Annotated in this window: 29 protein-coding genes; 14 read left to right on the top strand and 15 right to left on the bottom strand. The window is 61.4% G+C overall.

Going from position 1 to position 26,949, the window contains the following annotated elements; translation table 11 throughout:
* The first annotated feature begins 5 nt into the window (after positions 1-5).
* From OIM99_RS23020 to OIM99_RS23030, 3 genes are read left to right on the top strand one after another with little or no spacing between them, the layout of a single operon-like run.
* Positions 6-425: an NAD(P) transhydrogenase subunit alpha gene (locus OIM99_RS23020; protein ID WP_311852820.1), complete on the top strand. Its 420-nt coding sequence runs from the start codon at positions 6-8 to the stop codon at positions 423-425.
* Positions 426-432: 7 nt separating this feature from the next.
* Positions 433-1,836, top strand: a complete 1,404-nt coding sequence (locus tag OIM99_RS23025; RefSeq protein ID WP_311852821.1) for an NAD(P)(+) transhydrogenase (Re/Si-specific) subunit beta — start codon at positions 433-435, stop codon at positions 1,834-1,836.
* Between the two features lie 18 nt (positions 1,837-1,854).
* Positions 1,855-2,664, top strand: coding sequence for an alpha/beta hydrolase (locus OIM99_RS23030; protein WP_311852822.1), 810 nt, complete (start codon positions 1,855-1,857; stop codon positions 2,662-2,664).
* A 343-nt stretch (positions 2,665-3,007) separates the two neighbouring features.
* Here the strand turns inward: OIM99_RS23030 and OIM99_RS23035 are convergent, their stop codons facing one another.
* The 6 genes from OIM99_RS23035 to OIM99_RS23060 all read right to left on the bottom strand — a co-directional run bounded on the left by OIM99_RS23035 (position 3,008) and on the right by OIM99_RS23060 (position 7,309).
* Positions 3,008-3,790: a hypothetical protein gene (locus OIM99_RS23035; RefSeq protein ID WP_311852823.1), complete on the bottom strand. Its 783-nt coding sequence runs from the start codon at positions 3,788-3,790 to the stop codon at positions 3,008-3,010.
* A 92-nt stretch (positions 3,791-3,882) separates the two neighbouring features.
* The gene (locus OIM99_RS23040) at positions 3,883-4,752 is read right to left on the bottom strand and encodes a tetratricopeptide repeat protein (protein WP_311852824.1); all 870 of its coding nucleotides are present in this window, start codon (positions 4,750-4,752) and stop codon (positions 3,883-3,885) included.
* Positions 4,753-4,937: 185 nt separating this feature from the next.
* Positions 4,938-5,177 carry a 30S ribosomal protein S21 gene (gene rpsU / locus OIM99_RS23045; protein ID WP_409371562.1) on the bottom strand — a complete coding sequence of 80 codons (240 nt, stop codon included), beginning with the start codon at positions 5,175-5,177 and terminating at the stop codon, positions 4,938-4,940.
* A gap of 201 nt (positions 5,178-5,378) precedes the next feature.
* Positions 5,379-6,494 (bottom strand): 5-(carboxyamino)imidazole ribonucleotide synthase, encoded by a 1,116-nt coding sequence (locus tag OIM99_RS23050; protein ID WP_311852825.1) that lies wholly within the window; start codon positions 6,492-6,494, stop codon positions 5,379-5,381.
* Between the two features lie 4 nt (positions 6,495-6,498).
* The gene (gene purE, locus OIM99_RS23055) at positions 6,499-6,960 is read right to left on the bottom strand and encodes a 5-(carboxyamino)imidazole ribonucleotide mutase (RefSeq protein WP_311853158.1); all 462 of its coding nucleotides are present in this window, start codon (positions 6,958-6,960) and stop codon (positions 6,499-6,501) included.
* A gap of 130 nt (positions 6,961-7,090) precedes the next feature.
* Entirely contained in the window at positions 7,091-7,309 is a 219-nt protein-coding gene (locus tag OIM99_RS23060; protein ID WP_311852826.1) for a DUF465 domain-containing protein, read from the bottom strand.
* Between the two features lie 226 nt (positions 7,310-7,535).
* Between OIM99_RS23060 and OIM99_RS23065 the strand changes: the two genes are divergently transcribed.
* Positions 7,536-7,721 carry a YdcH family protein gene (locus OIM99_RS23065; protein ID WP_311852827.1) on the top strand — a complete coding sequence of 62 codons (186 nt, stop codon included), beginning with the start codon at positions 7,536-7,538 and terminating at the stop codon, positions 7,719-7,721.
* A gap of 182 nt (positions 7,722-7,903) precedes the next feature.
* On the opposite strand, the gene OIM99_RS23070 is transcribed toward OIM99_RS23065, so the two are convergent.
* Complete coding sequence (locus tag OIM99_RS23070; RefSeq protein WP_311852828.1) at positions 7,904-8,182, bottom strand: hypothetical protein; 279 nt, start codon at positions 8,180-8,182, stop codon at positions 7,904-7,906.
* A 208-nt stretch (positions 8,183-8,390) separates the two neighbouring features.
* On the opposite strand from OIM99_RS23070, the gene OIM99_RS23075 reads away from it, so the two are divergent.
* The gene (locus OIM99_RS23075) at positions 8,391-10,214 is read left to right on the top strand and encodes a hypothetical protein (protein WP_311852829.1); all 1,824 of its coding nucleotides are present in this window, start codon (positions 8,391-8,393) and stop codon (positions 10,212-10,214) included.
* A 14-nt stretch (positions 10,215-10,228) separates the two neighbouring features.
* Here the strand turns inward: OIM99_RS23075 and OIM99_RS23080 are convergent, their stop codons facing one another.
* Complete coding sequence (locus OIM99_RS23080; RefSeq protein WP_311852830.1) at positions 10,229-10,990, bottom strand: sulfite exporter TauE/SafE family protein; 762 nt, start codon at positions 10,988-10,990, stop codon at positions 10,229-10,231.
* Between the two features lie 93 nt (positions 10,991-11,083).
* Positions 11,084-12,748 (bottom strand): glycosyltransferase 87 family protein, encoded by a 1,665-nt coding sequence (locus OIM99_RS23085; protein WP_311852831.1) that lies wholly within the window; start codon positions 12,746-12,748, stop codon positions 11,084-11,086.
* Positions 12,749-12,931: 183 nt separating this feature from the next.
* On the opposite strand from OIM99_RS23085, the gene OIM99_RS23090 reads away from it, so the two are divergent.
* A complete protein-coding gene (locus tag OIM99_RS23090) occupies positions 12,932-14,830 on the top strand; it encodes a propionyl-CoA synthetase (RefSeq protein WP_311852832.1) in 1,899 nt (632 codons plus the stop codon).
* A 54-nt stretch (positions 14,831-14,884) separates the two neighbouring features.
* Here OIM99_RS23090 and OIM99_RS23095 read toward each other — a convergent pair whose 3' ends face one another.
* Both OIM99_RS23095 and OIM99_RS23100 read right to left on the bottom strand, forming a co-directional pair.
* A complete protein-coding gene (locus OIM99_RS23095; protein WP_311852833.1) occupies positions 14,885-15,514 on the bottom strand; it encodes a flavin reductase family protein in 630 nt (209 codons plus the stop codon).
* Positions 15,515-15,526: 12 nt separating this feature from the next.
* Complete coding sequence (locus OIM99_RS23100) at positions 15,527-16,090, bottom strand: nitroreductase (protein ID WP_311852834.1); 564 nt, start codon at positions 16,088-16,090, stop codon at positions 15,527-15,529.
* 196 nt (positions 16,091-16,286) lie between these two features.
* Between OIM99_RS23100 and OIM99_RS23105 the strand changes: the two genes are divergently transcribed.
* Genes OIM99_RS23105 through OIM99_RS23115 form a run of 3 tightly spaced genes read left to right on the top strand, consistent with a single transcriptional unit; the run spans position 16,287 to position 17,917 of the window.
* Positions 16,287-17,207: a hypothetical protein gene (locus OIM99_RS23105; RefSeq protein WP_311852835.1), complete on the top strand. Its 921-nt coding sequence runs from the start codon at positions 16,287-16,289 to the stop codon at positions 17,205-17,207.
* Between the two features lie 34 nt (positions 17,208-17,241).
* Positions 17,242-17,478 carry an Lrp/AsnC family transcriptional regulator gene (locus OIM99_RS23110; RefSeq protein WP_090707893.1) on the top strand — a complete coding sequence of 79 codons (237 nt, stop codon included), beginning with the start codon at positions 17,242-17,244 and terminating at the stop codon, positions 17,476-17,478.
* A gap of 19 nt (positions 17,479-17,497) precedes the next feature.
* A complete protein-coding gene (locus tag OIM99_RS23115; protein WP_311852836.1) occupies positions 17,498-17,917 on the top strand; it encodes an Ivy family c-type lysozyme inhibitor in 420 nt (139 codons plus the stop codon).
* Positions 17,918-17,929: 12 nt separating this feature from the next.
* On the opposite strand, the gene thrS is transcribed toward OIM99_RS23115, so the two are convergent.
* Positions 17,930-19,888, bottom strand: coding sequence for a threonine--tRNA ligase (gene thrS / locus OIM99_RS23120; RefSeq protein WP_311852837.1), 1,959 nt, complete (start codon positions 19,886-19,888; stop codon positions 17,930-17,932).
* A 234-nt stretch (positions 19,889-20,122) separates the two neighbouring features.
* Here thrS and OIM99_RS23125 point away from each other — a divergent pair, with 234 nt between their 5' ends.
* The 3 genes from OIM99_RS23125 to OIM99_RS23135 are packed head-to-tail and all read left to right on the top strand — an operon-like array spanning position 20,123 to position 22,517.
* Positions 20,123-20,974, top strand: coding sequence for a TauD/TfdA family dioxygenase (locus OIM99_RS23125; protein ID WP_311852838.1), 852 nt, complete (start codon positions 20,123-20,125; stop codon positions 20,972-20,974).
* Positions 20,971-21,504 (top strand): DUF4286 family protein, encoded by a 534-nt coding sequence (locus OIM99_RS23130; RefSeq protein ID WP_311852839.1) that lies wholly within the window; start codon positions 20,971-20,973, stop codon positions 21,502-21,504. Before OIM99_RS23125 ends, OIM99_RS23130 begins: the two co-directional genes overlap by 4 nt.
* A gap of 41 nt (positions 21,505-21,545) precedes the next feature.
* Positions 21,546-22,517, top strand: coding sequence for a tripartite tricarboxylate transporter substrate binding protein (locus OIM99_RS23135; protein ID WP_311852840.1), 972 nt, complete (start codon positions 21,546-21,548; stop codon positions 22,515-22,517).
* Here the strand turns inward: OIM99_RS23135 and OIM99_RS23140 are convergent, their stop codons facing one another.
* Together OIM99_RS23140 and OIM99_RS23145 are read right to left on the bottom strand one after the other, a co-directional pair.
* Entirely contained in the window at positions 22,518-23,465 is a 948-nt protein-coding gene (locus OIM99_RS23140) for a LysR substrate-binding domain-containing protein (protein ID WP_311852841.1), read from the bottom strand. It abuts the gene before it with no gap.
* A 27-nt stretch (positions 23,466-23,492) separates the two neighbouring features.
* Positions 23,493-24,494 carry a quinone oxidoreductase gene (locus tag OIM99_RS23145; protein ID WP_311852842.1) on the bottom strand — a complete coding sequence of 334 codons (1,002 nt, stop codon included), beginning with the start codon at positions 24,492-24,494 and terminating at the stop codon, positions 23,493-23,495.
* 248 nt (positions 24,495-24,742) lie between these two features.
* On the opposite strand from OIM99_RS23145, the gene OIM99_RS23150 reads away from it, so the two are divergent.
* Together OIM99_RS23150 and OIM99_RS23155 are read left to right on the top strand one after the other, a co-directional pair.
* Positions 24,743-25,297: a peroxiredoxin gene (locus tag OIM99_RS23150; RefSeq protein WP_311852843.1), complete on the top strand. Its 555-nt coding sequence runs from the start codon at positions 24,743-24,745 to the stop codon at positions 25,295-25,297.
* A gap of 20 nt (positions 25,298-25,317) precedes the next feature.
* Entirely contained in the window at positions 25,318-25,869 is a 552-nt protein-coding gene (locus OIM99_RS23155) for a carboxymuconolactone decarboxylase family protein (protein WP_311852844.1), read from the top strand.
* Between the two features lie 65 nt (positions 25,870-25,934).
* On the opposite strand, the gene OIM99_RS23160 is transcribed toward OIM99_RS23155, so the two are convergent.
* Positions 25,935-26,903, bottom strand: coding sequence for a tripartite tricarboxylate transporter substrate binding protein (locus OIM99_RS23160; RefSeq protein WP_311852845.1), 969 nt, complete (start codon positions 26,901-26,903; stop codon positions 25,935-25,937).
* Positions 26,904-26,949: the final 46 nt, after the last annotated feature.

Below are 26,949 nucleotides of genomic sequence, written 5' to 3' on the forward strand. Positions count from 1 at the left end.
GAATCATGGCCAACGAAGCAAGCAAGCAGTTCATCGACGCCGTCACCGCCGCCGCGCAGAATTATGCCGACACCCTCTCCGCCGCTGCCGGCAGTGCCGCCCATGCAGCCTCGGGTGGCGCCATCGATCCCTTCGTGTTCCGTCTCGCCGTCTTCGTCATGGCCGTCTTCGTCGGCTATTATGTCGTCTGGTCGGTGACGCCGGCACTGCACACGCCTTTGATGTCGGTGACCAACGCCATTTCCTCGGTCATCGTCGTCGGCGCCCTGCTCTCGGTCGGCGTCGATGCTTCGACCCCCGGCGACGACGGCCCGCTCTGGGCCCGCGTCTTCGGCTTCGTCGCGCTGATCCTTGCCTGCGTGAACATCTTCGGCGGCTTCCTCGTCACCGAGCGCATGCTGTCCATGTACAAGAAGAAGGGGTGAGCCGGTTATGAACGCCAACCTCGCCACGCTTCTTTATCTGATCTCTGGCATCCTCTTCATCCTGTCGCTGCGCGGCCTGTCGTCACCCGCCACCTCGCGCCAGGGCAATCTCTTCGGCATGATCGGCATGGGCCTCGCGGTCGTGACGACGCTCGCCTACAAGATCCCCTCGGGCCTGTCGGCCTGGGTGCTGGTCATCCTCGGCATCGCCATCGGCGGTGGCATCGGCGCCTGGCGCGCCCGCACCGTGAAGATGACCGACATGCCGCAGTTGGTCGCCTTCTTCCACGCGCTCGTCGGCCTCGCCGCCGTGCTCGTCGCCGCCGGCGCCCTCTATGCGCCGCAGGCTTTCGGCATCGGTTCGGTCGGCTCCATTCACGGCGCCAGCCTCGTTGAAATGTCGCTGGGCGCGGCCATCGGTGCGATCACCTTCACCGGTTCGATCATCGCCTTCGCCAAGCTCGACGGCCGCATGTCGGGCAAGCCGATCATGTTGCCGCAGCGCCATGTGATCAACATTGCGCTGGCCGCCGCGACGATCATCCTGATCGGCATTTTCATGGCGACCGAGAGCCACACCGCCTTCTGGCTGATCGTGCTCGCCGCCTTCGCCCTCGGCGTGCTGCTGATCATCCCGATCGGCGGCGCCGACATGCCCGTCGTCGTGTCGATGCTCAACTCTTATTCCGGCTGGGCGGCCGCGGGCATCGGCTTCACGCTGGGCAATCTGGCGCTGATCATCACCGGCGCGCTGGTCGGCTCTTCGGGTGCCATCCTGTCCTACATCATGTGCAAGGGCATGAACCGCTCGTTCATCTCCGTCATCCTCGGCGGCTTCGGTGGCGAGACGGATGCCGCCGCCGCTGGCGCGGTCGAAACCCGGCCCGTCAAGCAGGGCTCGGCGGAAGATGCTGCTTACATCATGAAGAATGCCGGCAAGGTCATCATCGTGCCGGGCTACGGCATGGCGGTGGCGCAGGCACAACACGCTCTGCGCGAAATGGCCGACCTTCTGAAGAAGGAAGGCGTCGATGTGTCCTACGCCATCCATCCGGTCGCCGGCCGCATGCCGGGCCACATGAACGTGCTCTTGGCCGAAGCCAACGTGCCTTACGACGAAGTGTTCGAGCTGGAAGACATCAACTCGGAATTCGCCCAGGCCGACGTCGCCTTCGTCATCGGCGCCAATGACGTGACCAACCCGTCGGCCAAGACCGATCCGAAGTCGCCGATCTTCGGCATGCCGATCCTCGACGTGGAAAAGGCAAAGACCGTTCTGTTCATCAAGCGTGGCATGGGCTCGGGCTATGCCGGCGTCGAGAACGAGCTGTTCTTCAAGGACAATACGATGATGCTTTTCGCCGACGCGAAGAAGATGGTCGAAAACATCGTCAAGGCCCTCGGGCACTAAGCATAAGCGAGCCGACCGATGATGCGTTGGCTCCGATATCTTTGCTATCTCGCGGCGGTCGCCTATCTCGGGGCGGCCGCCGTTCTTTATTTCAACCAACGGCAATTGCTCTATCGGCCCGACGTGACGATCGCCGAAGTGCCCGCAGCTTTGCCCCGCGCCGTCAGCCAGCAGATCCTCACCGCCGATCGCGAAACCCTGAACGCCTGGGTCGTCCCGCCGGCGGAGGGCAAACGGGTCCTGCTCTACCTGCACGGCAATGCCGGCAATCTCACGGGCCGTGTCGCGCGTTTCGCCGCCCTGACGGCCAACGGTAACGGCTTGCTCGCCATCGATTGGCGCGGTTATGGCGGCTCGACGGGTGAACCCAGCGAAGACGGACTGATGCGCGATGCGGAAGCCGCCTATGCCTCGGCCTTGGCGCTCGCCGGTTCACCGCAGCGGCTCATCATCATCGGTGAATCCCTTGGCACCGGCCCCGCCATCATGCTCGCCACACGACAGGCCGCCGCGGGATTGATTCTCGACGCGCCCTATTCGTCGATCCGCGACGTGGCCGCAGATCGCTACTGGATGTTTCCAGTGTCCCTGCTGCTGGTAGATCCATTCCGTTCGGATCTGCTGATCGGCAAAATCAAAGTCCCTTTGCTCGTCATGCACGGCGACCAGGACCGCGTCGTGCCGATCCGCTTTGGCGAAAAACTCTTTGCTTTAGCGCCTGAACCGAAAGAATTCATACGCGTGCCGGGGCGCGGCCATCTGGTTCTGGCGATACCCGATGTCATGGCGCGCACGCTGGCGTGGATCGATCAGGTCGTAGGTCGATAAATTGTAGCGCCTGTGAGCCGGTGTTAGCCTGCGCCCTCGACAGCAGAGGGAGAGGGCCTCATGCGCTCGGTTCTGACACCCACCTTTATGGCAACGCTGCTGGCTCTGACTGCGCCCGCCAATGCACTGACGGCGCGAGAGGTCGGCGAACGCCATGCGACGTGGCCATTTCGCCGAGAAAGCTGAATGCTACGCGGATGTCTTCGCCATTTATGCGGCGCAGAACTCACGCCATCGCTGGGTCATTCCAGCAAGTCGTGGCGGCCAGACGGCACGGTCCTGTAGGCTTGAGCTTTATCGCAAGTGTAAAATCGGCGCCTGATCCACGATCACTAGTGAATCCTCAAGCGCGAACGGACCTTCGATAGGATTCGCGAAGCGCAAAAATCAGAACGGCCAACGTGACCCACAGTCTGAGGGTCGCGAAGCCGAATACGAAACCGAAATATCCAAGTCGCTGCCACATACTCGGCGGAATCGACGGATCGAAATACAACTGCAGGATCGTTACGCGCACTACGCCTTGAACGGATGATAGGCCTATCTGCAGAAGCGCGGTGACGACAATCGCAGGAACCAGCCAGACGGCACGCTGCAACAATTCTAGGAGCGCTCCACGCAGGGACGGTTTGCCACCGTCGCGACGCGCGCAAACCACCATCACCAAGACAAGGCAGGCAAGGAAGCTGCTCCACACCATGCCCATCTTGGTCGGTTGATCGAACGCGATACCATCGAATCCGCCAATCATCTGCACGGCAAAAGGACCGAACTTGACGAGAAAGGCGGCGACGGCGGCAACGATCGACAGACCTATGACGCGTATAACGACAGCGAGCGCCAGCTTGCTGCGTTCGCGAAACGACAAGCGATCGATATCTATTGTCCCATTGGAAAGTTCGATCATCCGCTGCGCTGCAACAAGCAACGCCAGACAGAGTGCAACATTTGCAATGAAAAGCGCTATCAGGGCTAGAATGCCCGGCATGCCATAGGCAACAAAGCGCATGCTCGAAGCGAGCATCAACCAGGGCACAGCCTCAAGCATTCGGAACGGACCGAACGACGTATGGAATGAGGGCGCGACGATGACACGCGCACGCATCTGATTGAGATTAAAAGACATACGCGCAGGATCGTCGAACGTCGCGCAATTCAGATAAAAGCGATCGCTAAAATTTTATACGACGGCGCGAAATTACCAGCAGCCCGCTCGGATCAACCGCGACCGACGCGCGACTGACCTTCCCTGGCGAACTGATTGTTCGGATTGACCGCGAGAGCGCGCGCATAGCTTTCCTGCGCCTTGGTGCGATCGCCCTTGCGCTCGTAAGCGAGGCCGAGGCCGGCCCAGGCATCGGCATTGCTGTTGTTGATGTTGAGCGCCGCGTTGAAATCCTCGATCGCCGCGTCGTATTTGCCGACGACGGTCAGGCTCTGGCCGCGCGCCTGATACGGCGGCGCGTTGAATGGATCGCGATCGATCGCATTGTCGAAATCGGTGATGGCGCGGGCATGATCGCCGTTGCGCTGATAGATCAGGCCGCGCGCATGGAAAGCCTGCGCCTGTTCCGGATTGAGGCGAATCGCCTGGTTGAGATCGCTCATCGCTTGATCGAGCTGATTCTGCGAGCGCAGCAGATTGGCGCGGGCGAGATAAGCTGGCGCATGGCGCGGATTGGCTTCGATGGCGCGGGTGAAATCCTGCTGCGCCTGGTCGTTGCGGCCGATGCGCTGATAAGCCAGGCCGCGATTGGTATAGGCCGGAGCGTTTTGCGGATCGACCTTGATGGCGCTGCTGAAATCGTTGATCGCTTCCTGGTAGCGACCGCACTTGGCATAAGCCGCGCCGCGCGTGTTGTAAGCCTGCGCATCGTTGGGATTGCGCTGCACCACGTCGGTCAGCGAGGCGACATTGGTCTGGATCGCGGCGCAATCTTCACTGATCTCGGTCGAAGGCGACACGCCGCCGCGAGACCCGAATCCGCCAACGCTTTCGCATCCGGCAAGGGCCAACGACAGAACCGAGGCGATCATGACAAAACCCACCCCGGGCAGGCGGTCCAGCGAAACGGCGCGAAGATTCATATTTGGCACTCACGTCTTTGCCGGCCGCATTCTTTCAGCGGCGTGGCGCACTCAACCTGGGCACACCAGCAAAATAGCGACGGAGCCCGGCAAAATTAACCTTTAAATGCGGCGGCGCCCGAAGGGGAGTTCCCACGGGCGCCTGCTACAAAAACGCGAAAATTCTTAACGCGCCGCTAACCGTATCAGCGCATGCCCATCGCGGGCTTCGGCTTCATCGGAATGAGGCCTTCACGCTGCATTTTCTTGCGGGCGAGCTTACGGGCGCGACGAACGGCCTCAGCCTTTTCGCGAGCGCGCTTTTCCGACGGCTTTTCATAGTGGCCGCGGAGCTTCATCTCACGGAAAATACCCTCGCGCTGCATCTTCTTCTTCAGCGCCTTGAGGGCTTGGTCAACATTGTTGTCGCGAACGAGAACTTGCACGCGTCGATCCTGTTCTATGGGACGGCAGACTGTGCTTCCGCCCCGGAAAATGGGAAAAAATCTTTGTCGGCGCGACGAAGGCGCCGTACCGTGGGCCGCGAAGTAGCAGAATCGACCTGCCCTGTCCAGCACATCCAGGCTGAACCTCCGCAAAATCGCAGATTTTTCAGCCTCAAGAGCTTGGACGTAGCCTTTCAAGGCCTATTCCGCCGATTCCTCCGGCAAAACCCGGGTCACATGGCCCATTTTGCGGCCGCTGCGCGCTTCGTGCTTGCCGTAAATATGCAAGCCCGCCGCCCCATCGCCCAGAATATCGCGCCACAGGTGGATATCCTCACCGATCAGATTGCGCATTTCGATGCGCCCGTGCCGGCGTGGCGAGCCCAGCGGCCAGCCGCAGATCGCCCGGATATGCTGCGCGAACTGCGACGTCACCGCACCATCGATCGTCCAATGGCCGGAATTGTGCACACGCGGCGCGATTTCATTGACGATCAGGCCTTCCGTGCCCGAACGCTTGTCCTCGACCACGAACATTTCGACCGCGATTACCCCGACATAGCCCAGCGCATCGACGATACGGCGGGTGATTTCGGTCGCCTGATGGGCAGTGGTGGCGGCGATCCGCGCCGGCACCAGAGTGCGCGACAGAATATGATGCTCGTGCTCGTTTTCGCAGACGTCCCAGGCCGCGAACGAGCCATCCCGGCCGCGCGCGGCGATCACAGAGACTTCGCGCACAAACGGCACCGTGCCCTCGAGAATGCAGGCGTGGCCGCCCAAGCCACGGAACACGCTGGCGAGGTCCGCGCCCTCGCGCACCACCGCCTGGCCCTTGCCGTCATAGCCGAAACGGCGGGTTTTCAGAATCGAAGGACGCCCGATTTGTGCCACGGCGCGCGCCAGGCTGCCGGCATCGTCGACCGCCTTATAGGGCGCCGTCGCAATACCGATCTTGTTCAGGAAATCCTTCTCCACCAGCCGATCCTGGGTGGTGGCGAGTGCCAAGGCATCGGGCAGAACCGGCAACCGCGCCGACAGGAAAGCAGCGGTCGCCGCCGGTACGTTCTCGAATTCATAGGTCACCACCGCGACCGCTTCGGCGAAGGCTGCGAGAGCCTGCTCGTCCTCATAAGGGGCGATGGTCATGAAGGTCGAGACGTCGCAGGCCGGACCGCGATCCGGCGCGAAAATATGGGTTTTCAGCCCGAGATTGGCCGCCGCCAGCGCCAGCATGCGTCCAAGCTGGCCCGATCCCAGAATTCCAACGGTAGCGCCCGGTGCGACAGGCGGAAGCGGCGTGTGTGAAATGGCCATCCAATCAGTTTCCGCTCGGCTTTTCCGCTACGCTGCTGCTCTGGGCCGCGCGCCAGGCATCGAGGCGGCCAGCGAGGGCCTTGTCCTGCAGGCTGAGAACGGCGGCGGCCAGCAGCGCCGCATTGACGGCGCCAGCCCGGCCGATCGCCAGGGTTCCGACCGGGATACCGGCCGGCATTTGCACGATCGACAGAAGAGAATCCATGCCGGAAAGGGCCTTCGATTCCACAGGCACGCCGAAAACCGGCAGCGGCGTCATCGAGGCGGCCATCCCCGGCAGATGCGCCGCGCCGCCCGCTCCCGCGATAATCACCTTGAATCCAGCCTCGCGCGCGCCTTTGGCGAAGGCCACCAGCCGATCGGGGGTGCGATGCGCTGAAACGATACGGGCTTCGAAGCCAATACCCAGCGCCTCCAGCGTCTCGGCAGCGTGACGCATGGTTTCCCAGTCGGACTGGCTTCCCATGATGATGGCGACCGGAGCGGAGGTCTGACTCACTGGATTTCCCCTTATCGGGCAAGGCTGGCGAACATAAGCAAAGTTGGCGGAGATAGACGAAGCGGCGCGGCCTCGCAAGCCACGCCGGCCAAAGGCATCAGGCGATGATATCAGGCGTCAACTGATCCTCGACCACCTGAATGCGATCGCGCAGCAGCAATTTGCGCTTCTTCAAACGCTGCACCTGCAATTGATCGACCGTCCCAACCGCCTGCAACGCGGCAATGGCTGCATCCAGATCGCGATGTTCTTCCCGCAGTCGCTCAAGCTCTGCCATAAATGCGGCGCGCTCTTCTTCACTCAGTCTGATCGACATTTCTTTTCAACACCCGCGGGAACACGAATCGCCGACATTGCACGCTTAGCCGACAAACAGTTCAATGATATTGACCTATACAAGGCTTGCAATGCGCGCATTCGTTTACCTGGTGGGTTTCGTCGCGCCTTTCACCAAATGTGAAGGATAGACGACAGAAATCCGCTTGAGGCTTCTCCGTTTTGTGGCACACTTTTATGTCCGCAACACCGAAAGGAGATGCAGGATGACAGTGGCAAGTCACATCGCTGAATTGGAACGCCGCCACTCGGCGCTCGAAAGACAGATCGAGACCTCCCGCCTAAGCCCAGCCTCCGACCCTCTTAAAACCGCGGAACTGAAACGCAAAAAACTAAAGCTCCGGGACGAAATCGAGAAACTGCGCGCCCAAGGCCGCATCGCCGTTCACTAACCCCTCCGACAGAAATATTCACCTGCCATCAGATGAGCGAACCCGGCCAACCCCTAGGTTGACCGGGCGGGTGAATGTCGATGTCGGCAGGTTGGCCAAACGGCTCAAAGCCGAGCGCCCACGCGCTCGGCTCACCCGGCACGAAGCCGGTTCCAGGCAACGATTGGCCTCGAGGGACTGATTTAGTGCTGATGTTCCTGAGTGAGCGTCGGCAGCGCCAGCTTGCTGAGCAGATAGTCGACCTTCCCTGCCGGCAGGTGCCGCACGAGCAGGGCCAGACCGGCCGCCATCTCGACCTGAGCATTGGCCATTTCGCCAATCATCCGCGCCTGGTCGCGGTGATCCCCGCTGGCAGCCTCGGTGACGCTTTTCAGAGCGGCCACCGCATGCGCCATTTCCTGCGCGGCGCGATCCAGATGATCGCTGGCCATGTCGATGGCCTTGGAGCAGCTCTGCAGCATAAGTCGTCTCCCGACGCGGATCGTCCGCGCTAACTGGAGAAAGTGTGCTATAATATCAGGAGTTTACCTAAGCCCATGACGTTATTCACCTGCTAGTGGCGGCGAAACGGTGGCGGACGTTACATGGCGCTAAATTAAAAGGCTCATTTTGCTTTGGTTTACCCCATGCTACGCTATACGATGAACTAACGTGCTACATTAGATTAGAATGTCGGAAAGTTCCCCTCAGCGCCCTCCTTTCTCCGAGATCGAGCAGCAGCAGATCGAATCTTCGCTGCGCGATATCTTGGCGCAGGATGATTTTAAGGCGTCGGGCCGTTTGAGCGCCTTCCTCAAGTTCATCGTCACCGAGACCCTGGAGGGGCGGGCCGACCGGCTCAAAGCGTTCAGCATCGCCGTCACCGTCTATGGCCGGGACGATACGTTCGACCCGCAGGCCAATTCCATCGTCCGTGTCGAAGCCACCCGCCTGCGCCGGATGCTCGAGCGCTATTTTCGCGAGAACGGCCGCGACGCGCCGATCGAAATCCGGATCCCGAAGGGGCGCTATGTCCCGGAATTCATCCGCCGCGAACCGCCCGACCCCGCCCCGTCCCGCGCTGGTCTGGACGATTTCCGGCCCGACAATCGCGCCTCCGACGGTCGACCGAGCGGAAACGATCCCGCATCCCTGCGGCGCAGCTTCCCGCCCGTACCCCGCCGTTCGATCGGCCTGTGGTCCACCCTCGCAGCCGCCGCCATCCTGCTGACGGGTCTCGCGGTTTTCGTCGTCTGGCAGCAGTTGGACCGTGCGCCCGAAGCAAACGCCCCCAGCCTGCCGCGCTTCGCCGACACTGATCTCCCGGAATCCACCGACAGTTTCCGCCCGGTCGAGCCGACCATCGCGGTCGCCTTGCGCGAAACCACCGATCCCGGGCTGGCGCGCCTGGGGCAGCGCATCAAAGATTCCATCGAGCACGAATTCGAACGCGCCGACGATATTTCCATCATCGAACGGATCGGCAATGGCGCCACCCGCGTCGACTACCGGGTCGATCTGGCGGTAGAGGCCAGCAACAGCAGCGTCGCGACGCTGCGGGTTCGCGTCACCCATGTTGCCAGCGGCGAACTGATCTGGTCGCGTAATCTGCGCGATTTCGCGCTCGATCCAAAATCCTTCGATGGCGAGCGACGCCCTTCCGATATCGGACTGGCGATTTCCCGCCCCTATGGATTGATCTTCTCCGACTACCGCAACCGGACCCGCCCCGACAGCGGCGCACGACGTCCGTTCTATTGCGTCATCAAGGCCTTCGAATATTTTCAGGACCGGACGCAAACGAATTTCCGCGACACACTGAGCTGTCTCGACATCGCGCTCGTCACCCGGCCGGACTTCGCCACCGGCGCCGCGCTACGCGCGATGCTGATCGCCGACGATTATGTCACCAAGGTCAATGGGCCCGACAGCAGCTACACTCTGGCCGATGCGATGGTCTCGGCCCGTCGCGCCGTCGCCAGCGACTCGCAGCACACCCGTCCCCATGTCGCCATGGCCCTTGTGCAATTCCTCATGGGCAACCAGCAGGGTTTTGAGGAAAGCATTCAGAAAGCCATCGACCTCAACCCCATCGCAGCCTACGCCCTGGCGCAGAGAGGCGCCGTGCACATCCTGATGGGCCAGATCAGCGAAGGCCTGTCCCTTCTCAACGCCGCCATTGCGCAGAACGAACTGCTGCGAGACGACTATTCCTTTTATTTCTTCGTCGCCGCATTGATGAACGATGATCGCAACGAAATGCAGACTTGGGGCCGCGCTTCGGCGACATCGCGCCATCCCTATGCCCTGCTTGCCAGCATTCTCGCCGCGCATCGGCGTGGCGACATCGCCGCCAAACAGGAATTGAAAAACGCGCTGGAAAGATCCTTTCCATTGTTCGCCGGCGATTTGCGCAGTGGCTTCGAACGCATGGGCATGCAAAGCGCAATCGCCGATCGCCTGCTCAGCGAATTGTCGGAAGCCGGCGTCGAGACGGATACGCCAGATAAGTGAAACGGTGTAAGCTTCTAGAAAAGACCGAGCTGTCGCAGGCCGTCCCAGGTCAACTTCAAACCGACGACAAAGGTCAATGTGACGACGACGCGATAGAAACTATCGGCCGATACACGCTTGACCAGCCAGACGCCGCCCAAGGTCGCCAGGATCGCCAACGGAAACAGCACCGCCGAGGTCGTCAAATTGGCCATCGACACTTGGCCGAGGTGAATGAAGCCGACGAATTTCACATAATTGATGACGGCGAAGAAAACCGCCTGGGTGCCGGCATAAAGTCGCGGCGGCAGCTTCTGCGGCAGCATCACCACTTGGAAGGGTGGTCCGCCAGCATTGGCGATGAAACTGGTGAAACCGCAGATGAGCGACCAGAACGATGTCACGACCACGCCGGGCTGCTGCGGCGCGGCACCGGCCGGCGGCGAACGCAGGAACTGATAGAGCGCGAACACCGCGCCGATCAAACCCACCAGCAAGAGAACGAACCCCGTCGACACCCACGATGCGGTGAAATAGCCGATCAGCATGCCGAACATGCCACCCGGAAAGAGCTGCTTCAGATGCGCGGCGGAAACATCACGCCGGAAGGCCCAGACGCCGACGATATCCTGCACCATCAGGATAGGCAGCAAGATCGCAGCGGCCTGCAGCGGCGGCATCACCAGCGACAGCAGAGGCAGAGCGAGCATGCCGATCCCGGCGAAACCGCCTTTGCCGAGACCGAGCAGGATCGTGCCCGGTATGGCCGCCGCATAAAAATGCCAGTCCGTGATCATTCGATGCGACGCCTCGATCGCTGTGGGATTCAGCGCCGTCACCGCCGAAAATGCCTGTGTCTTTATAGAAAGAATGTCCGCGGCTGAACAGGGTCAGCGCAACGGATCGGGCGACGGCGCCATCCGGGGCTTCGCCTCTTGAGCGGGATCGCCATCTTTGGCGAAAGAGAAATATTTCGAGAGAATGAAATTGGCGACCGCCGCCGCACCAGAACCGACCACCAGCGCAGCGAAAATCGCACCGCCCGATTGTTCGAAACCCATCCGGCTCGCGCCCCACAGCACCACCGCGTAAATGCCCAGATTGCAGGCGGCCGTGAACAGATTGGCCAGCACGTAGCGCAGGAATTCGCGCAGCAGGCGCGGATCACGTGATCGAAACGTCCAGATTCGATTGAGCCACCAGGTCACCGCGACGGCGATCATCATCGCCGGCACGCGCGCCGCATAACCGGAGAAACCAAGCCCTTTGGCAAAGAGCAAGGTCAGTCCCGCATCGACGGCAAAGCCGATCGCGCCGACGATCGAGAATGCACCGATCTCGGCAACGAGACGCTGCTTTTCGACACTCCGTTCAGCATCCCGTTCCGCCCACGCACGGCTGAAGATCATCGCCATGAAAGCGATCATCACGATCTGCCCGACGGGAACGAACGTCGCCAAGGTCAACGTGCGCGCCAGCAAGGGGATGGCCCAAACCACGGCGAGCGCGGTTTTCTCCCAAGGCCGGAACCCCTTTTCGAGCCCATAGGCGACGACGAAAGCCAGCGCCGGGCCCAGCAGAACCATGTCATAGTCGAGTGCGTAAGGTGTCGAGAGCAGCGCGCCGGTCAGCAAGGCCGCCGCCGCCAGCCGGCGATCGACTTGGGTGAACCACATCCAGGCGACGATGGCGGCACACCCCAAAGTGGAGAGCGCTTGCGCACCATAGGCGAGCGGAATCGAACCGCCCCACATGCGCGCCGCCGAGAAGATCGTCTGAATTTTATACCAGCCCGTCGCGCCCTGTTCGGACACGACGACGCGCGAGAAATGCATCATGTCGAAGAAGCCGCGCCAGGTCTCCCAGCCGAAAGCCCACAGCGTGCCCAGCGTCATCACGACGATCGTTACGCCCGCGGCAACGACCGCCCGCCAATGACCGCCGGCGAGAAGCGCCACCGGAATGAGCAGACCAAATTGCGGCTTATAGGCGAGCAGACCGAACAGGATGCCGGCAACGAGCGGCCGCCGCTCCAACGCCAACAAGGCCAGGGCCATCAAGCCGGCACTGAGAAAGCCGTTGTGTCCATGACTGACATTGACGAACACGGCGGGAAAAGCCGCCGCCAGCAACAAGCCGTCCTGGAGTGGCGCGATGCGCCGTATCGCCAGAAGATATAAAAGAAAGGTCGAGGCCTGCCACAGCAGCAGCGACAAGGCATAGGGCAGCAAAGCGAAGACCGCCGCGACGACGAGGAAATAGGGCGGATAGCCCCAGTGAAAGAAACCCGATGTCGGCGAAAAATACTGTTGCTGGCGACGTTCATGCGCCGCGTTGTCAAACGGCTTTTCCGGATGGCCTTCGAGCACGAAACGCCCCGCCGTCCAGACCTGCGAATAATCAGTGCCCAGCGGGCGATCGAAACGATCCACACGCCCGTTCGAGGTTGCGAACAGAAAAGCCATCGCGGCGACGTAAAACGCCAATAAGGTGAAAGCGATGATGCGGACCCGTTCCCGGGTCAGCCAGTCGCCCGTGCGCAGATGTTCGAGCATGATCCGGGTCCGGCGCCGGCACCGCCGACAGCCGAAACTGCACCGTTTTGCCTAAGATTTTGTTGACGGGTGGCGCATCCTCCAGCGCTCGCCATTGTTGCCGAGATTTCAATGGTCAACGCCCTATGTTACCCGGTATGCAAACGTGTGGCGGGAACGCGGCAAACAACACGGAGGGAAAACATGGCCAGCCGATACGGCGCAGTCTACGCCGAGTGGCAAGACGATCCGGAAGGCTTTTGGGCCGAAGCGGCGCGCGGCATCGATTGGATCATTCCCCCGACGCGCATTTTCGATCCGCAGGCCGGCATCTATGGCCGCTGGTTTCCCGACGCCACGTGCAACACTTGCTACAATGCCGTCGATCGCCACGTCGAGCGTGGCCGCGCCGATCAGAACGCGCTGATCTACGACAGTCCCGTCACCAATACGAAGCGCGCCTATACCTATCGCGAATTGCGCGACGAAATCGCCACGCTCGCCGCTGTCATCGCCGATCTCGGCACGGGCAAAGGCGATCGCGTCATCATCTACATGCCGACCATACCGGAAGCGGTGATCGCCATGTTGGCCTGCGCCCGCATCGGCGCCATTCATTCCGTCGTCTTTGGCGGTTTTGCCGCCAAGGAACTGGCGACGCGTATCGACGATGCGCAGCCGACGCTGATCCTTGCCGCTTCCTGCGGCATCGAGCCTGGCCGTATCGTCAAATACAAACCCCTGCTCGACGAAGCGATCAAGCTCGCCAGCCACAAGCCCGATGCCGTCCTCATGCTGCAGCGGCCGCAGGAACAGGCCGTGATGATCGCGGGTCGCGATCATGACTGGGCGCAAGCTGTCGAAGCAGCCAAGCGCGCCGGCAAAAAGGCCGATTGCGTCGAGTTAGCCGCCACCGATCCGCTTTATATTCTCTATACCTCAGGCACGACCGGCATTCCCAAGGGCGTGGTGCGCGACAACGGCGGCCATATGGTGGCGCTCAACTGGTCGATGAAGAACATCTATGGCATCGCGCCAGGCGAAGTGTTCTGGGCCGCGTCCGATGTCGGCTGGGTCGTCGGCCACAGCTACATCGTCTATGCACCGCTGATCTACGGCGCGACTTCGGTCTGCTACGAAGGCAAGCCCGTCGGCACACCCGATGCCAGCGCCTATTGGCGCGTCATCGCCGAACATGACGTGGCCGCTCTCTTTACCGCGCCGACCGCCTTCCGCGCGATCAAGAAGGACGATCCGAACGCCGAGCATTTGAAGAAATACAAGCTGTCGAAATTCCGCACGCTGTTTCTGGCCGGCGAACGGGCCGATCCGCCAACCCTGCAATGGGCGGAGAAGATCCTCAATCTGCCGGTGATCGATCACTGGTGGCAGACAGAAACAGGCTGGCCGATCGCCGCCGATCCGGTCGGCCTTGGTCTCCTGCCTGTGAAATACGGCTCGCCGACCGTGGCCATGCCCGGCTGGGACGTGCAAGTGGTCGATGAAGCGAGCAAGCCCGTGCCCGATGGCGAGATGGGCTCTATCGTCATTCGCCTGCCGCTCGCCCCCGGCGCCCTGCCGACTTTGTGGCAGAACGATCAACGTATGCGCGAGAGCTATCTCTCGGACTATCCTGGTTTCTACAAGACCTCGGATGCGGGCTATCGCGACGAGGATGGCTATCTCTATGTCATGGGCCGCACCGACGACATCATCAACGTCGCTGGCCATCGTCTTTCGACCGGTGGCATGGAGGAAGTGGTCGCCTCCCATCCCGACGTCGCCGAATGCGCCGTCATCGGCGCCAAGGACGATCTCAAGGGCGAGACGCCCCTCGGCTTCATCGTGTTGAAGGCAGGCGTTGCCCGCGACAAGGCGGAGATCGAGAAGGAAGTGGTCAATCTGGTGCGTGAAAAGATCGGCCCTGTCGCCGCTTTTCGCACCGCGCTTGCCGTCGACCGCCTGCCCAAGACGCGCTCGGGCAAGATCCTGCGCGGCACGATGAAGAAGATCGCTGACGGTGATCCCTGGTCGATGCCTGCGACCATCGACGACCCAGCGATTTTCACGGAGATCGAAGGCGCCCTGCGGCGGCGGGGCTGAGCCCCGATGTCATCCCGGATCGCGCTGCGCGTGTCCGGGATGGCACGGAGGTGACTAACCGCCACCGCCCGCATTGCCAGCGCCGGGCGGCCGTTGCATCTGGAAGAAGCTTTCGATCGCCGAATAGTCCATGTAGCCGCAGCGGGCGATGGGCTTCATGCGCAGCACGTCGATGCGGCCATTGCCGATATAATCGTCATCGACATGCATGCCGACCACCTGGCCCATCACCATCCAGCGGTCGGTGCCTTGGCCTTCCGTATTCGTCAGCTGGAAAATCTGCGTCACCTTGCATTCGAGCGCGCAGGGGCTCGCCGCGACGCGCGGCGCCTTGACGATCTGTGACGGCGCCGTTTCCAACCCCGCATGAACGAACTCGCTCTCGCCACGCGGCAGCGGCGCCGACGAAGCATTCACCTGATCCTTCAATGCATAGGTCGCCATGTTCCAGACGAACTCGCCGCTTTCGGCCGCGAAGGTTTTCGAATCCTTCTCGCCATCGCTGCAAAAACCAACGATGGGAGGCCGATCGCAGAAGGCGTTGAAGAAGGAATAGGGCGCCAGATTGACTTGGCCCGCTTTGTTCATCGTCGAAATCCAGCCCACCGGACGCGGCGCGATCATCGCCTTGAACGGATCATGCGGGAAGATCGACTTGTCGCGCTTATGCGGCTCGAAAAACATGAAAGGCTCCGCTCAAAAACGGCTGACGATGGTGTCGAGTGCCGGCCGCGGCCGATCCTCCGGCACGCCATTGCTGCTGCCGATATGCACGAAACCGGCGAATTTCTCACCATCGCGCAGACCGAGCGCCGCGGATGCCGCCGGGTCATAGCAATACCACTGCGTCAGCCAGGACGTCGCAAAGCCCATGGCATTGGCGGCGACGGTCAGATTCATGCAGACCGCGCCCGCCGACAGCACCTGCTCCCATTCCGGGATTTTGGCATGGACGACCGGCTTCGAGACGACGCCGACGACGACGGCGGCATAGCTGAAGCGCTGGCGCTCGAGCGTCCGCCGGCTCTCGTCGACACCTGGATTGGCCGCATCGAAGGCCGCCAATATGGCCGCGCCGGCGCGGGTCCGCCCCTCGCCCTCATAGATAATGAAGCGCCAGGGCGCGAGCTTGCCATGGTCGGGCACCCGCGACGCGACGGTCAGCAAGGTCTGAAGCTGACCCCCGTCCGGTCCAACGCCAGTCATCGCCAGCGGCGGCACCGACCGGCGGCTTTTCAGCATATCGATCGTCGAATTCATAACGATTCCAAAGTTTCCGGTGAAAATTGCAAAGGCTGGACGCCTTCTACAGGAGGACCGGGCGGCCAGAAAGAGCAACTTGCGCCAGGGCAGCGGATGGACGCCTCGCCATGTCCGGGCCGCAATTGAGCGCGAGTTGACGCCGGGGCCGGATTGGGGAATGCCCATATCGGGCGATTTTGGAGACCGCAGGCGAATGAAAGGTGCAAAACGTTTGCTGACGCGACGTTGGCTGGCGCTTTTGGCGCTTTTGACGTCGGCGACATTGGTTGCGGCGCAGACCACGCCCAGCACCGGCCTGCCGAGCGGCCAGTCGCCCGCGTCCGGCGGCTCTCTCAGCCTGTCCGCGGGCTTCGCCGGCGACGCCAAGACCGCCCCGACCGGACTGGTTTGGCGGGTGTTCCGGGAACGGGCCGAGGATGATGGCAGCCGCCCGGAACAGGCGAGCGCCCGCGAAGAAAACCCGACCTTCAGCCTGCCCAATGGCGACTACATCGTCCATGTCGCCTGGGGGCTCGCCAGCGCCACCCGCCGGGTGACGATCAATGGGCGCAATGTCAGTGAACGGTTGCAGTTGAACGCCGGGGGACTGCGTGTCGTCGGCATGCTCGGCGACACGAGAATACCGCCGGATCGGCTGACCTTGTCGATCTTCGTGCCCGATGGCGGTAATCCCCAGGCCAAACTGGTCGCCCGCGACGTGAAACCGGGCCAGACCGTGCGCCTGCCCGAAGGCACCTATCACATCGTCTCCACTTATCTGGAAGGCCCCGCAGCCGGCGGCTCCGCCGGTAGCGCCAACGCCACCAATTCGGTCGTCGAAGCCGATCTGCGCATTCAGCCGGGCAAGGTCACCGTCACGACGCTCAAACATCGCGCCGCGCTGATCACCCTGAAACTGGTCAATGCGCCGGGCGGCGAGGCTTTGGCCAATACCAGTTTCACCGTGCTGACGCCGGGTGGCGACGTGCTGCGCGAAATGATCGGCGCTTTCCCCTCCCTCGTTCTGGCTGAGGGCGAATATGCGGCGATCGCCCGTCGCGACGGCAAGACCTATCAAAGCACGTTCGAGGTGCGCTCGGCGCGCGACCGGGATGTGGAAGTGCTGGCGAAATAGTTATAGAAAGCCCCCAGCGGTGCTGGAGACAGGAATGCAGACCTTTTTCGTTGAGATCAAATGCGCACTGGGCAAGACCTATATGGTCGCGAGCGCGCTGGCCGAGGCCGAAATCGCCTCGGAAATCTATTCGATCGCCGGCAATTACGACATTCTGGCCAAATTCTATGTCGATAAGGATGTCGACATCGGTCACTTCGTCGGGGAAAAAGTCCAGCCCATCCCGGGCATCGTCGACACCCGCACGATCATCACCTTCAAGGCCTTCTGAACCTCTCTACGGGGCCGTCATGCCTCAATCGCTTGTTCGTTTTGCTCTCGCTGTTGGTCTCGCGGCGGTGCTGGGAGCCGGCGTCGCGCATGCGGATGATGAATATCTGTTCGATGCGCTGAAGAAACCCGCCTATCGCAAAGCCTGGACCGCCATGCTGGCGGGCGAGAAGAATATTCCCGGCTGGCTGATTGCTTTCGGCAAAGGCGGCCCCGGCGTCGCCGGCCCGCTGAAAACCGTCACCGTCGACGGACGCAAGATGCAGGCGTCCAACGTCTGCAAGCCGCATGACTGCGCCGGCAACGAACTGCATATCTTCTTCAGTCTCGATGCGTCGAGCGCCGTCGGTTCCCTGACCAGCGAGGGCCAACGCCCCCGCTATTTCGGTGCACCAACCCCGGCGCAGCGCATGGCGCTCGATCGCGCCATGGCTAATTGATCGACGAGCTTATTACTCGCCGCGACGCACATCCGGCGGAATGGCTTCGTCGGCGAGCATCGCCAGCGCTTCGTCGAGCGACATCGACACTTGCTGCTGCGAGCCGAGCCGGCGGATCGACACGGTGCGTTCCGCCGCTTCCTTGCGACCGGCGACGAGCATCACCGGAATTTTCGCCAGCGAATGCTCGCGCACCTTGTAGTTGATCTTTTCGTTGCGCAGATCAGGATCGACGCGCAGGCCGCGCTTACGCGCCAGCGCCGTCACTTCCATGGCATAGTCGTCGGCTTCCTGCGTGATCGTCGCCACGACGATCTGCGTCGGCGACAGCCACAGCGGCAGATGGCCGGCGTGATGCTCGATCAGAATGCCCGTAAAACGCTCAAGCGAACCACAGATTGCCCGATGCACCATGACCGGCGGCGTCTTCTCGCCGTTGGCGGCGATATAGAAAGCGCCGAAACGCTCCGGCAGGTTGAAGTCGACCTGGGTCGTACCGCACTGCCAGTCACGACCGATGGCGTCACGCAGCACATATTCGAACTTCGGCCCGTAGAACGCGCCTTCGCCCGGGTTCAGGGCAACAGTGACGATGTTACCGTGACGCGCCTTGATCTCGTCGAGCACGCGCATCATCACGCTTTCGGCATGATCCCACATGGCATCGGTGCCGACGCGTTTCTCCGGCCGGGTCGACAGTTTCACCACGATCTTGTCGAAGCCGAAGTCGCGATAGACCGACAGGATCAGATCGTTGATCTTCAGGCACTCTTCGGCGAGCTGCTCTTCCGTGCAGAAGATATGCGCATCGTCCTGGGTGAAGGCGCGCACGCGCATCACGCCATGCAAGGCACCTGACGGCTCGTAGCGATGCACGATGCCGAATTCAGCCAGACGCATCGGCAGTTCGCGATAAGACCGCAGGCCGTGCTTGAAAATCTGCACATGGCCCGGGCAGTTCATCGGCTTCAGCGCATAAATGCGCTCTTCGTCCGCTTCATCGCCGGCGGGCTTGGCCATGAACATGGCTTCGCGATACCAGCCCCAGTGGCCGGAGGTTTCCCACAGCGACTTGTCGAGCACCTGCGGCGCATTCACTTCCGCATAATCGCCGGCCAGACGCCGCCGCATATAGGCCATCAGGGTCTGGAACAGGGTCCAGCCCTTCGGATGCCAGAAGATCGCGCCCGGCCCTTCCTCCTGGAAGTGGAACAGGTCCATCTCGCGCGCCAGACGGCGATGGTCGCGGCGTTCCGCTTCCTCGAGCTGATGCAGATAGGCGTCGAGATCGTCCTGCTTGGCGAAGGCCGTGCCGTAAATACGGCTCAGCATCGGCTTGTTGGAATCGCCACGCCAATAGGCGCCGGCCACCTTCATCAATTTGAAGGCGCTGCCGATCTTGCCGGTCGAGGTCATGTGCGGGCCGCGGCACAGATCGAGCCAATCGCCCTGCTTATAGATTTTCAGATCTTGGTCGGCCGGAATGGCTTCGACCAGTTCCACCTTGAACGCCTCGCCCTTCTCCTCGAAGAAGCTGATCGCCTTGTCACGGCTCCACACTTCCTTGGTGAAAGGCGCATCCCGGGCGATGATCTCGCGCATCTTCTTTTCGATGGCGGCGAAATCTTCCGGCGTGAACGGCTGGTTGCGGCTGAAATCGTAATAGAAGCCGTTTTCGATGACCGGGCCGATGGTCACCTGCGTGCCCGGCCACAGGCTCTGCACCGCTTCGGCAAGCACGTGCGCGCAATCGTGCCGGATCAGCTCCAGCGCGCGTGGATCGTCGCGGTTGATGAATTCGAGTTTCGCATCCTTGGTCAAAGGATCGGCGAGGTCGGCGAGCACGCCATCGACGGCCATCGCCACGGTGCGCTTGGCCAGCGAGGGCGAAATGCCCTTGGCGATATCGAGACCTGTTGTGCCGGGGGCGAATTGGCGCTGCGCGCCGTCAGGGAAAGTGACGGAAATCATGTCGTCTCCTTAAGCTCAATCGCCGAAACGAGCCGGCGTAAGCGATGCGGGAGCCCGGATATAGACAGAACAGGACGACGAGGCAAGGAATTGCGATGAAAAAGCCTCGAAAATCCTGCCCCTCCACTATGCGTTTAAGGCATAATTCTATCGCAATTAGGTCTTTGAAAGCATATCAGACCGTCTCTAGTTTCGCCTCATACCGCTTCACCTATCTCCATGAGGCCTCCTGAAATGTCCGACACAATAGACATTGCCATCAATCCCCTATCCGCCCATACCGGCGCAGAAATCCTCAACGTCGACCTGAGCCGCCCTGTCGATGCGCCGCTGCGCCAGAAGCTGAACGACGCCTTCATCAAGCACACCGTGCTGGCCATTCGCGGCCAAAAACTCGACCCGCATCAATTCCTCGCCGCCGCGAAACTGTTTGGCACGATCTTTCCGCAGCACAACAGCCGCTTTTCCGTGCCCGAATGCCCGGAGATCCATTACATCTCGAACCAGGACACATTCGAGGATGGCAAGGTCTATATTCCCGGCGAGGGCTATCACACCGACCATTCCAACGATGCGCAGCCGCCCAAGGCGACGGTGCTGCACGCGGTGAAACTGCCGAAGACCGGCGGCGACACGCAATTCGTCAACATGTACGAAGCATATGACGCCCTGTCGCAAGCCATGAAGGCCCGGATCGACAACCTGCAGGCGGTCCACGTCTATCAAAGCTCGCTCAGCACCCGCAAACTGATGGCGCTGAAGGACGAAACCAAGACGAAAGCAACGACGGAAGTCATTCATCCGCTGGTCCGCACCCATCCGATCAGCGGCCGCAAAGCCATCTATATCAATCCGATCCGCATCGAGCGGCTCATCGGCCTCGAGCGCGAGGAAACGAGCGCTCTGCTCGACGAACTGCTCGAACATTCGACCCAGGATCGCTTCCAGTATCGCCACAAGTGGCATGAAGGCGACATGGTGATCTGGGACAATCGCTGCCTGATGCATAAGGCCAACGGCGATTATCCGGTCTCGGAAGTGCGCTACCTCTATCGCCTGATGCTCAAGGGCGGAACGCCGGCGTGATCGTTTCATCGCAATGGCAGCACCTGTGCATGATCCGCGGCGATGCGATCATGCCAGGTGCCAACAACGGCGCTGACGCCTTCGTGCGCAGCGCCGACAGCGTCGATTCGACCGAGCGGCTCGTATGGATCGAAAGCGCTCAAACTTGGAACATCGACCTGCCTGGTGCGCAGGAGATCAGCACCTTCGCGCTCGCCCGCGATGTCGGCGACGGCGGTGCCGCGGCCCCGTCCTTTCTCTATCTGGTGCAGACCGACATTCCCGACGATATCGTCGACGAATATACCCAGTGGTACGATGTCGAACATCTTCCACGCCTAGTGTCGGTGCCCGGCATTCTGCGCGCACGCCGCTATGAAGCCGTCAATGCGCAGCCACGCTATCTGACCGCCTACGATCTCTCCGACGTCAACGCCTTCGAAAGCCCACAAGGGCTGATCGCACGCAAGACGCCTTGGACCGAGCGCATGCGGTCGAAATTCATGAATGCCCGGCGCTCGACCTGGCGCCTCACCGATTCTGCTCAATGATCCGCCACATAAGCGGCTTAAAAGACACTAGGGAGACAATGATGGTTCAACTTCGGCTATTCGCGGCCTGTGCCTCCGCGGCCCTCACCGTGGCGCTCGCGGCATCGACGGCTCAAGCACAACCTGCCCTGCCCTCCGGCCCGGTGACGATCGTCGTGCCGTTTACGCCCGGCGGCGCCAATGACGTGACGGCCCGCCTGCTGGCGCCGGAGCTGTCGAAGGCCATCGACCGTTCCGTCGTGGTCGAAAACAGACCGGGCGCCGGCGGCAATGTCGGCGTTGGCTTCGTGGCGCGGGCCAAGCCCGATGGATCGACTTTGCTGATCAGCTCGGCTTCCAGCCATGTCTTCGCCTATCTGGCCAAGGCCGATCCGAGCTACGATCCCAGAACCTCTTTCGCGGCCATCGGCATTCTCAACGACGTGCCCTTGGTGCTCAGCGCCTGGCCGGGACTGGGCGTCAAAACGGTGACGGATCTGCTGAAAATCAAGAAGGAGCTGTTCTTCGGCTCGAGCGGCACCGGCAGCAGCCCGCATTTCGCCGGCGAATTGTTTGCCGCGCGGACAGGGATGAAAATCACCCACGTCCCCTATCAAGGCGGCGCTCAGGCGCTCAATGATCTGACGACCGGCCGCATTGAACTGGCATGGCTGACTTTGCCGTCGGCACTGGCGCAGGCCAAAGCGGGGACCATTCTCAATCTCGGCGTCTCATCCGAACATCGCGCCGCCAGCGAGCCCGATCTCAAGACCGTGCAGGAACAGGGCGTCTACGATTATTCGGTCGGTTCATGGACGGGCCTGTTCGCACCGGCGCAGACCCCGCCGGAATTGGTTGCCTACCTTGGCAGCATCCTTGAAAAGCTTTCGCGCGACGAAACCTTTCAGGCCCATATGCGCAAGGTCGGCACGGAGCCTTTGTATCTCGGCCCCGCCGAGACCGATGCTTTCGTCCGCAAGGAATTCGATCGCTGGATTCCGGTCGTCCAGAAAATCACTGCGGCCGCAAAGTAATCAGCTCTTTCGGGCCTTGGCGGCGGGTGCCGTCAGGGCCCGCTTGATGGCGCTCGCCGACCATTTCGGCGAGGCCATCTGAATGAAATCGGTAATATAAGACCGTAGATAAAGATCGCGGCGCAGGGACACGTCGACCGTCGTCGCCGCGAACAGATGCGTCGCATCGATCGCATGCAACCGCGTCTTGCCGGCGATGCACACGGTCGGCACGATGCCGACCCCCAGCCCATGTTCCACATAGGCGCGAATGACATCGGAATCCTCCGCCTGCACGATGGGCCGCAGATCGATGCCAGCTTTCTGCGCCGCATCGGCGATCATGCGCCCGCCGACGGAACGCGGATTATAGCCAATGAAGGGATAATGGGTCAGATCGGCGAGGCTGAGGCTTTTCTTGGCTGCCAGCGGATGCTGACGCAGCATGATGGCGCTGCGCTTGATCACTTCGCCTTTCAGCGTCGCGACCTCGGCCGATGAGCGAGTGGCCTGAGCATCGCCCGTGCTGATGCCAAGATCGGCCTCCCCATCCTGCACCAGACGCGGCAGATCCTTGATATCCGCCTGGATCAGCAACAGCTCGACTTTCGGATGCTTTTCACGCAGACGCGCGAAAGGGTCGAGCAAAGTGTAGCGCGCATGCAGATGGCTCGTGGCCACGATCAAACGGCCCTCGCCGCCGCCACGCGCATCCTGCGCGATATCACCGATCGTCTCGATCTGCCGTAGGATGCGTTCCGCCTGCTGCAACACGGCACGTCCGCCGGTGGTGAACCCGACAATGCGGTTCTTCTTGCGCATCAACAGTTCGATGCCGATCTCCGCTTCCAGCGCCTTGATCTGCCGGCTGACATTGGGTTGCGATGTGTTCAGGGCGCCCGAGGCGGCCGAAATATTCAGGCCGGCTCGGGAAATGGCCCGCAGCAAACGCAATTGCTGCAATGTCATCGCGGTCTCCTCACGTCATCGGTGCCGTTACGGCAGTAGCACCACCGGACCCGCATGGGCAGCACTTTCCGCATCGCGATGGGCGCTGGCGGCCTCGGCCAGCGGATAAGTGCGCGTCGCCACGGTCTTGAGCACGCCTTGCCCGACCAGTTCGAACAGATCCTTCATTAGCTCGCGGAAACGTTCTGGATCGCCGAGAAAATAATGCACGCCCGGCCGCCAGAGGTTCAACGTTCCCTTCAAGGACAGATCGATGATGTCGATCGGCGGCACATGCCCCGAAGCATTGCCATAGTTCACCAGAGTGCCGAACGGCGCCGTGCAATCCATCGAGGGAATGAACGTATCCTTGCCGACACCGTCGAGCACCGCTGTCACGCCCTTCGGCACGATGGCCTTCACCGCTTTCACGAAATCGGTCTGCCGATAAAGAATGGTGTGATCGCAGCCGTGCGCCTTGGCGATCTCGGCCTTGTCGGCGCTGCCGACGGTGCCGATGACCGTTGCGCCATAATGCTTGCACCATTGCACCAGGATGAGGCCGACGCCGCTGGCGGCGGCATGGATCAAAACGGTGTCGCCAGGCTTCGGCCGGTAGATCTTGTTGATGATGTTGGAGGCGGTGAGCCCCTTAAGCATGATCGAGGCCGCCTGCACGTCCGAAATATTGTCAGGGATCGGCGCCAGCCGCGCGGCGAAGACATTGCGCTCCTGCGCATAGGAGCCGGTGTTCTGAAAGAAGCCGGCACCCATGCCGACATAACCGACCCGGTCACCCACACGCCATGTATCGACATCTGGCCCCAGCGCCGTCACAACCGCCGCCGCCTCATTGCCGAGAATGATCGGCATGGGCAGCGGGTCTTTCTGATAAAAACCGCCGCGCCGCACGTTGATGTCGGAAAAATTCAGCGCCACGGCAGTGTGGCGCACCCGCACTTCGCCCGCCCTCGGCGGCGGCAATTCGATGTCCTCGAAACGCATCACCTCCGGCCCGCCGTGCCCATGAATACGTATTGCCTTGATCACGCCCCAGCTCCTTTTTCGCTTCCTCAAGCTTGTGCTTTTTAACCACAGTAAGCTTTTGATCTAGAATAGAATACATCTAATTATAGATATTCTCTATCGATCTTTAAGACACAATCGATTGGATCGATCCCAAACAAATTCCTATCTTGACCATGTCCGGAAGCCAAGGCGCGCCGCAGGCGCATCCAGAGGCCTTCCGTTGACGCCAATGCGGCAAAGTCCGCTCCCCAAAAAAGAAAGAGAGATACATGCTCGGCATCGGCTCGAAACTGCCTGCTTTTGACATCACCGGCGTGAAGCCCGGCTTCAACAACCATGAGGAAAAGGGCGTCAGCGCCTTCGAAACCCTCACCCAGGACAGCTTCGCCGGCAAGTGGAAGATCATCTTCTTCTACCCGAAGGATTTCACCTTCGTCTGCCCGACGGAAATCGCCGAATTCGCCCGCCTCAACTCGGAATTCGCCGACCGTGACGCCGTCGTCCTCGGCGGCTCGACCGACAACGAATTCGTCAAGCTGGCCTGGCGCCGTGACCACAAGGACCTGAAGAGCCTGCCGATCTGGCAGTTCGCCGATACCAAGGGTTCGCTGGTCGACGGTCTTGGCGTGCGCGCCGAAGACGGCACCTGCCATCGCTACACCTTCGTCGTCGATCCGCACAACGTCATCCAGCACGTCTATGCGACGGCTTCGAGCGTCGGCCGCGCGCCGAAGGACACGCTGCGTGTTCTCGACGCCCTGCAGACCGACGAACTGTGCGCCTGCAACCGCGAAGTCGGCGGCGAAACCCTGAAGGCTGCCTAAAAAGTCAGGAAGGAAGCATCATGAGCATCGAAGCTCTGAAGGCCCGTATTCCCGATTTCGCCAAGGATGTCCGCCTCAATCTCTCGTCGCTTGCCGGCGACGAGAGCCTCGGCCAGCAGACCAAATGGGGCCTGCTGCTGGCGGTGGCGATCTCCACGCGCAATGCGGAAGTCGCAAGCGCCATCGGCGCGGAAGCTGCTGGCCAGCTCTCGCCCGAAGCCGCCCAGGCGGCGCGCGCGGCGGCATCGATCATGGCCATGAACAATGTCTACTACCGCTTTGTTCATCTCGCCTCGAACAAGGAATACGGCACGTTGCCGGCAAAGCTGCGCATGAACGTCATCGGCAATCCGGGTGTTCCGAAGACCGATTTCGAACTGTGGTCGCTGGCGGTTTCCGCCATCAACGGCTGCGGCATGTGCATCGATGCCCATGAGAAAGTGCTGCGCGAGCATGGCGTCGAAGCTGTGACGGTGCAGACGGCGGTACGCTATGCCGCCATCCTGCAATCGGTCGCCGTCGCCATCGAAGCCGGCGACGCCGAAGCCCAGGCGCTCGAACAGGCTGCCTGATCGGCAACGCTCTCTAAGAATGGAAACTCCCGGACCTGCGTCCGGGAGTTTTATTTTGGCCGCCTTCACTCCGCCGCGAGCGGCAGCTTTCCGCCTTCCGACAGCTTACGGTATTTGTCGGTCTGCGAACGCACCGTCGCCATCAGCACGTCCGGGTTACCCGGATAAGGGTCGGCAGCGGCATTGCGCAGAAACGCCTCCGTCTCCGGCGTTTTGACGATGGCGTTGAGCAGGCCTTCCAGCTTGTCGCGAATATCCTGCGGCGTGCCCACCGGCGCGAAAATGGCGAACCAGGGCGTCATGTCGAAATCGGCGACGCCCTGCTCCTGCATCGTCGGCACATCCGGCGCCAGCGAGATGCGCTGCGGCGAAGTGACAGCGAGCATGCGCACCTGGCCGCGCTCCGCCGGACCTTTCACTCCCGTCGAATCCATGAAGAAGAAATCGAGATCGCCGGCGGCCAGCTCGGTCGCTGCCATCGCGGACGCCTTGTAAGGCACGCGTTGCGCGTTCACGCCGATCGCATCGAGGTAGATTTCCGCCGAGGCCAGCGAGATCGACGTCGGCGCGCCATAACGTGCCCGTGTGCCTTTCTCCTTCAGGCTTTTCGTCAGCTCAGCGACGCTGTGGATGTCAGACTTGCCGGAAACGACAAGCACGAAAGCCGCGCGCGCCAGCGTGGTGATCGGCACGAAGTCCGACAGTTTGAAACCGAGATTCTTGTAGAGATAGAAATTGCCGGTCAAAGGATTGCTGGTCGAAAACAGCAGCGTGTAGCCATCTGGCTTGGCCGAAGCCACCGCCTGTGTCGCCAGATTGCCGCCGGCGCCCGGCCTGTTCTCGACGACGACGGTCTGATTGGTCGCTTTCGCCAGTTGATCGGCAAAATAACGGCACAGCAGATCAGCGCCACCGCCGGCCGGAAGGCCGATGAGAATGCGCACCGGTTTTGATGGATAATCCTGCGCCATCATCGGCGATGATGCGACAACAAAAAACGCGCAGACAAAAAGCCGTCGAAGCCACGACGTCATTTCTCCCTCCCTCGATCATTTCTTATCTAGAACGAGGCGCGCCCTC

It is taken from the genome of Methylocella sp. CPCC 101449 (assembly GCF_031921685.1).
GTDB lineage: Bacteria > Pseudomonadota > Alphaproteobacteria > Rhizobiales > Beijerinckiaceae > Terripilifer.